Source organism: Pseudomonas sp. Pseusp97, from assembly GCF_047304025.1.
GTDB lineage: Bacteria > Pseudomonadota > Gammaproteobacteria > Pseudomonadales > Pseudomonadaceae > Pseudomonas.
Map to the genome: position 1 here is coordinate 1 of NZ_JBGLYK010000198.1, position 10,619 is coordinate 10,619.

The 10,619-nt window shown below is 68.0% G+C and carries 12 protein-coding genes and 1 pseudogene; 6 read left to right on the forward strand and 7 right to left on the reverse strand.

The window, feature by feature from the left end; genetic code table 11:
• A pseudogene (locus ACCC94_RS23635) lies at nucleotides 1-502 on the reverse strand (helix-turn-helix domain-containing protein); the annotation flags it as partial.
• Between the two features lie 95 nt (nucleotides 503-597).
• On the opposite strand from ACCC94_RS23635, the gene ACCC94_RS23640 reads away from it, so the two are divergent.
• Complete coding sequence (locus ACCC94_RS23640) at nucleotides 598-1,353, forward strand: DUF899 domain-containing protein (RefSeq protein ID WP_413352031.1); 756 nt, start codon at nucleotides 598-600, stop codon at nucleotides 1,351-1,353.
• A 7-nt stretch (nucleotides 1,354-1,360) separates the two neighbouring features.
• Here ACCC94_RS23640 and ACCC94_RS23645 read toward each other — a convergent pair whose 3' ends face one another.
• Nucleotides 1,361-2,263: an AraC family transcriptional regulator gene (locus ACCC94_RS23645; protein WP_413352032.1), complete on the reverse strand. Its 903-nt coding sequence runs from the start codon at nucleotides 2,261-2,263 to the stop codon at nucleotides 1,361-1,363.
• Nucleotides 2,264-2,367: 104 nt separating this feature from the next.
• Here ACCC94_RS23645 and ACCC94_RS23650 point away from each other — a divergent pair, with 104 nt between their 5' ends.
• The 5 genes from ACCC94_RS23650 to ACCC94_RS23670 are packed head-to-tail and all read left to right on the forward strand — an operon-like array spanning nucleotide 2,368 to nucleotide 6,787.
• Nucleotides 2,368-2,928: a carboxymuconolactone decarboxylase family protein gene (locus ACCC94_RS23650; RefSeq protein ID WP_413352034.1), complete on the forward strand. Its 561-nt coding sequence runs from the start codon at nucleotides 2,368-2,370 to the stop codon at nucleotides 2,926-2,928.
• Between the two features lie 47 nt (nucleotides 2,929-2,975).
• Nucleotides 2,976-4,034, forward strand: coding sequence for an acyl-CoA dehydrogenase family protein (locus ACCC94_RS23655; protein ID WP_413352035.1), 1,059 nt, complete (start codon nucleotides 2,976-2,978; stop codon nucleotides 4,032-4,034).
• Complete coding sequence (locus tag ACCC94_RS23660; RefSeq protein WP_413352036.1) at nucleotides 4,031-4,867, forward strand: ABC transporter ATP-binding protein; 837 nt, start codon at nucleotides 4,031-4,033, stop codon at nucleotides 4,865-4,867. Before ACCC94_RS23655 ends, ACCC94_RS23660 begins: the two co-directional genes overlap by 4 nt.
• Nucleotides 4,833-6,032 (forward strand): ABC transporter substrate-binding protein, encoded by a 1,200-nt coding sequence (locus ACCC94_RS23665; RefSeq protein WP_413352037.1) that lies wholly within the window; start codon nucleotides 4,833-4,835, stop codon nucleotides 6,030-6,032. The genes ACCC94_RS23660 and ACCC94_RS23665 overlap by 35 nt, the downstream gene beginning before the upstream one ends.
• On the forward strand, nucleotides 6,029-6,787 hold the full coding sequence (locus tag ACCC94_RS23670; protein ID WP_413352038.1) for an ABC transporter permease: 759 nt from the start codon (nucleotides 6,029-6,031) through the stop codon (nucleotides 6,785-6,787). The genes ACCC94_RS23665 and ACCC94_RS23670 overlap by 4 nt, the downstream gene beginning before the upstream one ends.
• A gap of 55 nt (nucleotides 6,788-6,842) precedes the next feature.
• Here ACCC94_RS23670 and ACCC94_RS23675 read toward each other — a convergent pair whose 3' ends face one another.
• The 5 genes from ACCC94_RS23675 to ACCC94_RS23695 form a co-directional block, all read right to left on the reverse strand.
• Complete coding sequence (locus ACCC94_RS23675; RefSeq protein WP_413352039.1) at nucleotides 6,843-7,535, reverse strand: amino acid ABC transporter permease; 693 nt, start codon at nucleotides 7,533-7,535, stop codon at nucleotides 6,843-6,845.
• A 1-nt stretch (nucleotide 7,536) separates the two neighbouring features.
• Entirely contained in the window at nucleotides 7,537-8,250 is a 714-nt protein-coding gene (locus ACCC94_RS23680) for an amino acid ABC transporter permease (RefSeq protein WP_413352041.1), read from the reverse strand.
• Nucleotides 8,251-8,332: 82 nt separating this feature from the next.
• On the reverse strand, nucleotides 8,333-9,139 hold the full coding sequence (locus tag ACCC94_RS23685) for an ABC transporter substrate-binding protein (RefSeq protein ID WP_413352043.1): 807 nt from the start codon (nucleotides 9,137-9,139) through the stop codon (nucleotides 8,333-8,335).
• A gap of 333 nt (nucleotides 9,140-9,472) precedes the next feature.
• Nucleotides 9,473-10,402: an aliphatic sulfonate ABC transporter substrate-binding protein gene (locus ACCC94_RS23690; protein WP_413352045.1), complete on the reverse strand. Its 930-nt coding sequence runs from the start codon at nucleotides 10,400-10,402 to the stop codon at nucleotides 9,473-9,475.
• A 4-nt stretch (nucleotides 10,403-10,406) separates the two neighbouring features.
• The coding region (locus ACCC94_RS23695; RefSeq protein ID WP_413352047.1) for an aldo/keto reductase at nucleotides 10,407-10,619 on the reverse strand (213 nt) is incomplete at its 5' end.

Below are 10,619 nucleotides of genomic sequence, written 5' to 3' on the forward strand. Positions count from 1 at the left end.
CCCGCCGTGCATCACTCGCCTGAAGCCGGCGGACGGCGATGCCCGAGACGATCAGCCAGTGCACGGCGCGCAGGGCCAGCGGCAACGAGGCGGGATCGACGGCGCCGAGCAGGGATTCGGCCTCATCCGCCTGGCCGATCAGCAGCGCGCGGCGAATCAGCAGGTAACGGGCATGGGCCGCGTTGCCCTGATCGCCGTGACGGGCCAGCAGCACGGCGGCGTCTTCCAGCGGTGCGGTGGGCCAGTTCAGCTCGCGGCTGGCCAGCGCCACTTCCGCCTCGGCCACCCGACAACGGGCGCGCTCCATCGGCTCGTGGGTGCCGAAGGCGCGGGCTGCCCGGCGCAGCAAGGTGCGCGCACGCGGAAAGTCTCCCAGCTGGGCCATGGCGATGCCGCGCAAGGCCAGCGCCGGCGGGTCATCGCGCAGCGCTACGCGGTTCAGCGCACCCAGCGGGTCGCCTTGTGCCAGCGCGCTGGCCGCCGCGGTGATCAGCGAGTCCATGGTAATCCTGCCAACTTTGTCACTCCCGTCGACCTCGGCCGGATGCCTAGTCTAGGCCATGCCCACCGAGCCGCCGCTGGCGGAGGAGAACTGCCATGACTGCCCACCCTGTTGCCACCCGTGAAGAATGGCTGGCCGCGCGCCTGCAACTGCTGGCCGAGGAAAAGGCCCTGACCCGGCGCAGCGACGAACTGGCGCGCCGGCGCCAGGCGCTGCCCTGGGTACGGATCGACCAGGACTACCGCTTCGACACCGAGCAGGGCCCGGCGACGCTCGCCGACCTGTTCGGCGGCCGCTCGCAACTGCTGGTCTACCACTTCATGTTCGGGCCGGATTACCGCGCCGGTTGCCCGTCCTGCTCGAACATCGCCGACGGTTTCGACGGCTACGCCACCCATCTGGCGAACCACGATGTGAGCCTGGTGGCGGTCTCCCGCGCGCCGCTGGAGAAACTACTGGCGTACCGCCGGCGCATGGGCTGGAGCTTCCCCTGGGCGTCATCCCACGGCAGCGCTTTCAACTACCACTTCAATGTGTCCTTCACCGAGGCCCAGCAGCGCGGTGGGGAGGTCGACTACAACTTCCGCCGCGAAGGCCCGGCCAGTGGCCCGGCGCCGGAGCCGGTGGTGGCGACCGCGGCCTGCTGCGGCACCGACGTGGCAACCTTCAGCCGCGACCTGCCGGGCATGAGCAGCTTCGTCCGCGACGGCGACGCGATCTATCACTGTTATTCCACCTACGCCCGTGGGCTGGATGCGCTCTGGGGACTGTTCCAGTGGCTCGACCGCGCGCCGCTGGGGCGCAATGAACAGGGCATGTGGTGGCGCCGGCACGACGAATACGGCGGCTGAGCGAGCCTCAGTTGGCGGCGCGGCGGAAGGCCCCGGGCTGCTGCCCGGTGGCCTTGTGGAAAGCGCGGGTGAAGGCGGCGATGGACTGGTAGCCGACCGCCGCCGCCACTTCCGCCACGCTCTGATCGGCCTTCAGCAGGCGGCACGCCTGGCCCATGCGCAGGGCCAGCAGCACCTGACCGGGCGACTGCCCGCAGGTCTCGTTGAAGCGCTTGAAGAAGGCCGAGCGCGACAGCCCGGCGCAGGCCGCCATGTCTTCCAGCGTCCAGGGCAGCTGCGGCTGCTGGATCATCCGCTCCAGCAAAGCGGCGAACTGCGGCTGGCGGGCGAGGGCGACCAGCCCGCCGAGGGTTGGGTTGGCCACTGCCTGTTGGCGCAGCACATAGAGGAACAGCAGGTGGCTCAGGCGTTCGAGCATCTGCTGCGAGGGAGCCGGCTGGCGCCGGCATTCCTCGAGGATCAGCTCGAACAGGCTGCGCGCGGCGCGCTGGGACGGCTCCTCGGCGCGCAGCACGAGGAAGGTGGGCAAGGCGTCGATGATCAGCGCCGACAGGCCCGAGTCGAAATGGAAGAACCCGCAGACCAGGCCCACGCCGTCCTCGGCCTGCAACTCCAGTGGCGTCATGCTCTGGCGCGGCTGGCAGGCCGCGTCATCTGCACTGGCCGCGCTGGACAGCCGGTAAGGCACGTCGCGCAGGATGAACACCGCGTCGCCGCTGTCCAGCCGGCACGGCGACTGGTCTTCCAGATGCAGCCAGCAATGCCCCTGGACCACCAGGTGGAAACTCGCCCGCGCCAGGCCATGGGTCGAGGCGTGCCAGCCGCCGCAATAGCGGCCCACATGGAACAGGCTCGCGCTCAGTTCGAGGCTGTCTAATAACCAATCAACCAGGGGGCTGGACGAAATCATCTAATGGAAAGACTCATGAGCAAGTGATAGCGACTTTAGAATATTGAACTGATTTCTTATTACCAACAGACTTTTTCGACACCCCATTTCAACGGAGTCGAACCATGTCCCGCTTGCCCATCCAGACCCTGGACAGCGCCCCGGAAGCCGCCAAGCCGTTCCTCGAGAATGCCCTCAAGGGCTCCGGATTCATCCCCAACCTGCTGGGCGTGCTGGCCAACGCGCCGGCGGCGCTGGAGACCTATGTGACCGTTTCCGGCCTCAACGGCAAGTCCGACCTCGGCCTGGCGGAGCGCGAGGTGGTTCAGCTGATCGCCGCCACCACCCACGGCTGCGACTTCTGCGTGGCCGGGCACACCGCGGTGGCCTACAACAAGGCCAAGTTGCCTGAGGATGTCATAGCCGCCCTGCGCGAACAGCGCGAGCTGCCCGATGCCCGCCTGGAAGCCCTGGCCGCTTTCGCCCGCGAGTCCATCGCCACCCGTGGCGCGGTCAGCGACGCGAGCCTGGCGGCCTTCCGCGCCGCCGGCTTCAGCGACGGCAATGCCCTGGAAGTGCTGCTGGGGATTAGCCTGGCGACCCTGTGCAACTTCGCCAACGTACTGGCGCAGACCCCGCTTAACCCGCAGCTGGGGCGTTATCGCTGGGAAAAGGCCGCCGTCTGATTTTCGTGTGACCGGGCGGCCCGCGCCGCCCCTGCAAGGAGAGCGACATGCTCGACCCGACCCTGAGCCGCTGGCTCGATGAGCACGCCGAGGGTCTCGACCTCGGCCATACCGACCCCCAGAGCGTGCTGCCGCAGCTTGCCGCCGCCGGCCTGTTCGCCATTGGCGTGCCCGAAGAGCGTGGCGGCAGCGGCGGCAACCTGCTCGATGCGATAGACGCCATCGCCGACGTGGCCGGCCATTCCCTGACCGCTGCCTTCGTGTTCTGGGGCCAGCGAGCCTTCATCGAATACCTGCTGCAGAGCCCCAATCGCCAACTGGGCGACCGCCTGCTGGGCGAATTGCTGGAGGGCACCCTGGCCGGCGCCACCGGGCTTTCCAATGCCATGAAGTTCCTCTCCGGCATCGAGAGCCTGCAGGTGGCCGCCAAGCCCGCCGGCGACGGCTGGACGCTGGATGGCCGCCTGCACTGGGTGACCAACCTGCGCAAGGGCCGCTTCGTGGTGGCCGCCGCCATCGAGCGGCCTGGGGAGGCGCCGCTGGTGGCGGCCATCGCTTCGGACAGCGCCGGCCTGGCCCGCTCCGACGATCTGCAACTGCTCGGCCTGCAGTCGAGCAACACCGCGGCGCTGGATTTCGCCGCCGTCGAACTGCCGCGCGAGTGGCTGCTGCACGAGGATGCCCGGCAGTACCTGCCGAAAGTGCGCCCGGCGTTCCTGGGCCTGCAATGCGCGATGACCATCGGCCTGACCCGCAAGGCCCTGGAAGCCGTGCGCAGCCACCTGAGCGACCGCCGTTCGGTGCTGCGCGAGGAAGAGCAGCGCCTGAGCGCCGAACTCGACCAACTCGTTGCGCAACTGCGCGATGGCCTGCTGAGCGGCGTCTTCCTGGGCGAGCCAGCGAGGCTGTTCCGCATCCGCATCGGCCTGGCCGAAGGCGCGGCAGCGGCCGTGCAATTGGAGCTGCAAGCCAGCGGCGGCAAGGCCTATCTCAGCGAGTACGGCGCGGCGTTCGCCCGGCGCTGGCGTGAGTCGGCCTTCGTGCCCATCGTCACGCCCAGCCTGGTGCAGTTGCGCGCCGAACTGCAGAAACAGGGGCGCGCATGACCGAGGTGATCCTGCAGGCCAGCGACGTTGCCCTGGGCTACCCCGGCGACAGCGGCTGGCGCAGCGTGCTCGAAGGCTTCGCCCTGGAGCTGGCGCCGGGGGAGGTGGTGTCCATCCTCGGCCCCAGCGGCGTCGGCAAGTCCAGCCTGCTGCGGGTCCTCGCCGGCCTGCAGAAACCGGCCGCCGGTGCCGTGCGCCTGCTCGGCCAGCCCATCGACGGCCCGCACCCGCGCGTCGCGGTGGCCTTCCAGGACCCGAGCCTGTTGCCCTGGCTGAACCTGGCGAAGAACGTCGCCTTCGGCCTCGACTTCGCGCGCCAGCTGAAACTGGACAGGACAACGCTGCAGCAGCGGGTGGACGATGCCATCGCCGCCGTCGGCCTGAGCCACGCCCGCGACTTCATGCCCGCGCAGCTGTCCGGCGGCATGGCCCAGCGCACCGCGCTGGCACGCTGCCTGGCGCGGCAACCGCAGGTCCTGCTGCTGGACGAGCCTTTCGGCGCGCTGGACGAAATCACCCGCGCCGACATGCAGCAACTGCTGCTCGGCGTGATCCACCAACGGCGCACCGCCGCCGTGCTGATCACCCACGACATCGACGAAGCCCTGCTGCTTTCCGACCGCATCCTGCTACTGGGCGACACCCCGGCGCGGACGTTGGGCGAGTGGCGCATCGACCTGCCGCAACCCCGTGCGGAGCTGGTCGAGGAACTGGGCGCGCTGCGGGTCGAGATCCTCAAAACCCTACGGCGGGCGAGCCGCACCCACGCATCTCTTTCTACTGCGCAGGAGCCTGCCCATGTGCCTGGACGACCCCACACACTCCCGACGTGACATCCTCAAACTCGGCGCGCTGCTGTCTGCCGCCGGCGCCCTGCCATTGCTGACCAGCCTGCAGGCGCGCGCCGCCAGCGAGCCGGACGCCCCGGTGCGCATCGGCTACCTGCCGATCACCGACGCCACGCCGCTGCTGGTCGCCCATGCCAACGGCCTGTTCGACGCCGAAGGCATCAAGGCCGAACGCCCGGTATTGCTGCGCAGCTGGGCGCAGGTGATCGAGGCGTTCATCTCCGGGCAGGTCAACGTTATCCACCTGCTGTCGCCGATGACCGTCTGGGCGCGCTACGGCAGCAAGGTGCCGGCCAAGGTCGTGGCCTGGAACCACGTCGGCGGTTCCGGCCTGACCGTGGCGCCGGACATCAGCGACGTCAAGCAGCTGGGCGGCAAGACCCTGGCCATCCCGTTCTGGTATTCGATCCACAACGTGGTGCTGCAATCGCTGCTGCGCGACAACGGCCTACAGGCGGTGAGCAAGCCGGCCAACGCCGCACTGGCCGCCAACGAGGTCAACCTGGTGGTGCTGCCGCCGTCGGACATGCCGCCGGCCCTGGCCGCCAAACGCATCGCCGGCTACATCGTCGCCGAGCCGTTCAATGCCCTGGCGGAGAACCTCAAGGTCGGGCGCATCCAGCGCTTCACCGGCGACGTCTGGCGCAACCATGCGTGCTGCGTGGTGTTCATGCACGAGCACGACCTGAGCAACCGCCCGGAGTGGTCGCAGAAGGTGGTCAACGCCATCGTCAAGGCCCAGCTATGGACGCGCGACAACCGCGCCGAAGCGGCCAGGCTGCTGTCCAAGGACGGCGAGAACCGCTACACGCCCCACGCGCCGGAAGTGCTCGGCCGCGTGCTGGCCCTTGCGCCCAGCGAGCGCCAGCAATACCTGGCTGACGGCGCCATCCGCCATGCCGACTGGCACGAGGAGCGCATCGACTTCCAGCCGTACCCGTTCCCCAGCTACACCGAGGAACTGGTGCGCCGCCTGAAGGACACCCTGATCCAGGGCGACAAGGGCTTCCTCGCCGCGCTGGAACCCGCGCAGGTGGCGAAGGACCTGGTGGACGACCGCTTCGTGCGCAACGCCCTGGCCGGCGTCGGCGGCCTGGGCGCCTTCGGCTTCCCGGACAGCTTCGAGCGCAGCGAGGAGATCACCACGTGACACCCGTTGTCCTTTCCACCCGCCGCCACTGGGCGCTGGGCCTGGCCGGGCTGCTCGCGCTGCTCGGCCTGTGGTGGCTCGGCGTGCGCCTGTATGGCGGCGACGGCCTGGGCCAGCTGTTCTCGCCCCAGGCCACCTTCACCAGCCTGGGCGAGCTGCTGGCTCGCCCGGAGCTGTACGAGCATGTGCTGGTCAGCCTGAAACGGGTTCTGCTCGGGCTGCTCCTGGCGCTGGCGGTCGGCGTGCCGCTGGGCCTGCTGGTGGGCGCGTCGCGGCATCTGGAGGCGGCCACCACACCGGCGTTCCAGTTCCTGCGGATGATCTCGCCGCTGTCCTGGATGCCGATTGCGGTAATGCTGATGGGCGTGGGCGACTCGCCGATCTACTTCCTGCTGGCGTTCGCCGCCGTCTGGCCGATCCTGCTCAACACCGCCGCCGGCGTGCGCCAGCTCGATCCGCGCTGGCTGCAGCTTTCCAGGAGCCTGAGCGCCACGCCTGGCGAAACGCTGCGCAAAGTCATCCTGCCCGGCGTGCTCGGCCACGTGCTGACCGGCGTGCGCCTGGCCATCGGCATCCTGTGGATCGTCCTGGTGCCCTGCGAAATGCTCGGCGTCAGCGCGGGGCTTGGCTACTACATCCTCGACACGCGGGATCGCCTGGCCTACTCGGAGCTGATGGCGATGGTGCTGCTCATCGGAATGCTGGGGTTCGCCCTGGATGCTCTGGCGCGCGGGCTCTACCGGCGGCGGGGGTGATCGCGCGAAGCGGTGCCCGGCCCTCTCGCTTGAGGGAGAGGGCCGCGCCTCTGCGTCACAACGCCTTGCGGTAATCCGGCCGCAGCCTTGCCAGCAAGGCCGCCGCCAGGTCCAGCGCCGAGCACAGCAGGAAGTAGAGCAGGGCGATGAACAGGAAGATTTCCGTGGGGTGGACCATCACCCGGTTGCTCACCTGGGTAGCGACGAAGGACAGCTCGCCGACGCCGATCACGTAGGCCAGGGAGGTGTCCTTGATCAGCGAGACCCATTGGTTGAGGAAGGACGGCAGCATGATCGGCAGCGCCTGCGGCAGGATCACCAGCGTGAGCACCTGCCAGGGGCGCAGGCCCAGCGCACGGGCGGCGTCCCACTGGCCCTTGGGCAGGCTTTCGATACCCGCATGTACCGAGTGCGCCAGATAGGCTCCGCCGATCAGCGAGAGCGCGCAGACCACGGTGCCCAGCGCCGGCACGTCGATGTGCAGGACGATGGGCAGCAGGAAGTAGGTCCAGAAGATCAGCATCAGCACCGGGATCGCCCGGAAGAAGCCGAGGAAGGCCACCAGCAGCAGCCGCGGTTTGCCGCGCAGCACCGACAGCGCGATGCCCAGTACCAGGCCGATGACCGCCGAGGCGAGGCCGGAGGCCAGCGCCAGGCTGACGGTCAGCGCGGCGCCGCCCAGCGGGCCGTCGGGGTAGGCGCCGACGAGGAAGTAGGAGAGATTCTCGTGGATGACGGAGAAGTCCATGTCAGGCTCCCTGGCGGTAACGGCGGGTCTGCTGCAGCGCCTGGCCCAGCGCCTCGATCAGCGCGATGGCGCCGATGTACAGCAGGGTAGCGATGCCGAACGCCTGGAAGGTCTTGAACGTCTGCGTCTCCACCTGGCGCGAGGCGTAGGACAGCTCCGCCAGCCCGATGGCCATGGCCAGCGAGGAATTCTTCAGCGCATTCATGTATTGCCCCATCAGCGGCGGCAGGGCGGTGCGCAGCGCCTGCGGCAGGATTACCCAGCGCCACACCTGCAATGGACGCAGCCCCAGCGCCATGCCGGCTTCGCGCTGTTGCGCGCTGACCGAGGCGATGCCGGCGCGGAACTCCTCGGCAATGAAGGCGGTGGTGTAGAGCGTCAGGCCCCAGGCGGCGGCGAGAAACTCGAAGGACGGCCACGCCAGAGCGCCCAGTTCATGGGGCGTGTTCAGCCAGAAGACGAAATCCTCCGGCAGCAGCGCCGGCACGCCGAAGTACCAGAAGAACAGCTGTACCAGCAGGGGCGTATTACGAAACAACGCGAGATAAGCCCGCGCCGGCCACGACAGCCAGCGCGACTTCGCCTGCCGGGCAATCGCCAGCGGCGCGCCGAGCAGCGTGGCGAGGACGCAGCAGAACAGGGAAATACCGAGGGTCAGCAGGAAGCCGTCGAGCAGCCAGCTCAGGTAGGTCGGGGCGAGCAGTTCGCCGAACATCGTCAGAGTCCATCAGAAGGCAGGAAAGGCAACGCCCCACGGGTGTGTGGGGCGTGCGGTGGTGCATTGCGCGGAGCGGGGATCAGCTCTTGTCGCCGATCTTGTAGAGGCGCGCCAGGGGCGTCTTGGTGGTCGGGCCGAACCAGGCGTCGTAGATGGTCTGGGCCTTGCCGCTGGCCTCGAGCTCGGTGAGGCTCTGGTTGACGAACTCGCCCAGCGCTTTTTCACCCTTGGGAATACCTACGCCGATCAGGTCATTGGAAATGGTGAAGGGCGGGACTTCGTACTTGTCCTTGTCCGGCACGTTGGCCAGCAGGCCGATCAGCTTCGGGCCGTCCTGGGTGATGGCCTGGACCTGGCCGTTGCGCAGGGCGGTGAAGGCGAACGGCGTATCGTCGTAGGCGATGACCTTGGCGCCGGGGAATTTCTCGCGCAGCACGCCTTCGTTGACCGTGCCCTTGTCGACGCCGACGCGCCACTTGTTCAGGTCGTCCGGCGATTTCAGGCTGCCCTTGCGCACGATGAACTGCTGGCCCGAAGAGAAGTAGGGGATGCTGAAATCCACCTGCTCGGCGCGTTCGGGGGTGATGGTGAAGTTGGCCAGCACCAGGTCGACCTTGTTCGCGGTCAGCAGCGGAATGCGGTTGGCGGGGTTGGTCGGCAGCACCTGCAGCTTGACGCCGAGCTTGTCGGCCAGCGCCTTGGCGTAATCCACGTCGAGGCCTTCGATCTGCTTGCTCTTGGCGTCGACGAAGCCGAACGGCGGGTTGCTGTCGAATGCGGCGACGCGCAGCACGCCGGCCTTCCTGATGTCTTCCAGGCGATCGGCGTGCGCCAGTCCCGAGAGGACGGCCAGGGCGAGGGCGGTAACGGCAGTGAGTTTCTTCATGAACATCCAGCTCCTTCTCGGGCCCGTTCGTGCGACGGGTTCCCATGATGATCGAGTGCGGGCCTTCGAGGGTGGGGAAAGGCCCGTTCCAGAGCGGCGGGGATGGCCCACCGGCGGTGCCGAGTGTGGCAGCGCAGCGGTAGTGCGGAGAAGGAATGAATTGGTCTAGCTAATAACCTGAAGAAATATAAAGAAAGAGTTTAGATAACCGTTTTTGCAGTGGTTACCCCGCCACGATCTGACCAACCCTGTAGGAGCGAGCTTGCTCGCGAACCGCATGGCTCGGGATTTGTTCGCGAGCCAGCTCGCTCCTACGAAGAGCGGAACGATGCATCAGGGCTTCCAGCGCGCTGCGCTGATATCCACGGCTCTCGGCAGGATGCGTTCGGCAAGGAACAGGTCGGCGGTGCGCTGTTGCGCGGCGATGTCGGCGTCGCTCACCGGTCGAATGGGCGACGCCGGACGGTGCTTGAAGGTTTCCTCGATCACCGCCGGCGCCAGCCCGGTGACGCGCGCCATGATCGCCACGCTGCCGGCTTCGTCGCTGCGGGTCAGTGCTTCGGCGTCGTTGAGCGTGTCCAGCACCTGGCGGATGAAGGCGGGATTGGCTCCCACGTACTCGCGGCTGGACAGGTAGAACGGCCCGTTCAGCCCGACTGCCGACCCATCCGCCAGCAAGCGCGCGTGGCCGTCCAGCAGCAGCGCCGAATACCACGGGTCCCAGATCGCCCAGGCATCCACCCGGCCGCTCTCGAAGGCGGCGCGGGCGTCGGCCGGTGTCAGGTACAGCGGCTGGATGTCCTTGAGGCTCAGGCCTTCCTTCTGCAGCAGGCGCAGCAGCAGGTTGTGCGAGCTGGAGCCTTTCTGCAACGCCACGCGCTTGCCCTTGAGGCCGGCGACGCTGTTGATCGGGCTGTCCTTGGGCACTACCACGGTTTCCGCCTGCGGCTTGGGCGGCTCGACGCCGACGTAGAGCAGGTCGGCGCCAGCGGCCTGGGCGAAGATCGGCGGGATGTCACCGGTGGAGCCGATATCCAGGCTGCCGACGTTCAGCGCTTCGAGCATCTGCGGTCCGGCAGGGAATTCGATCCACTGGACCTGCGTCTGCGCGAAGCGCTTCTCCAGCAGGCCGTGCTCCTTGGCCAGCACCAGGCTTACCGAGGCTTTCTGGTAGCCGATGCGCAGCTGCGCCGGGTCCTGCGCCTGGGCTGCGCCGGCCACCACCAGCAGCAAGCCAGCAAACAGACGATCGAGCAGTCTCACAGGCTCATTCCTTCCAGTCGTGGGAGGGTTTTTCCCAGAGGTTGATTCCGCCTTCCACGGCGTAGCGATCGATCTCCGCCAGCTCCTCGGCGCTGAAGACGAGGTTGTCGAGCGCGGCGACGTTCTCGACGATCTGCTCCGGCCGGCTGGCGCCGATCAGCGCGGAGGTCACCCGGGCATCGCGCAGCACCCAGGCCAGCGCCAGTTGCGCCAGGCT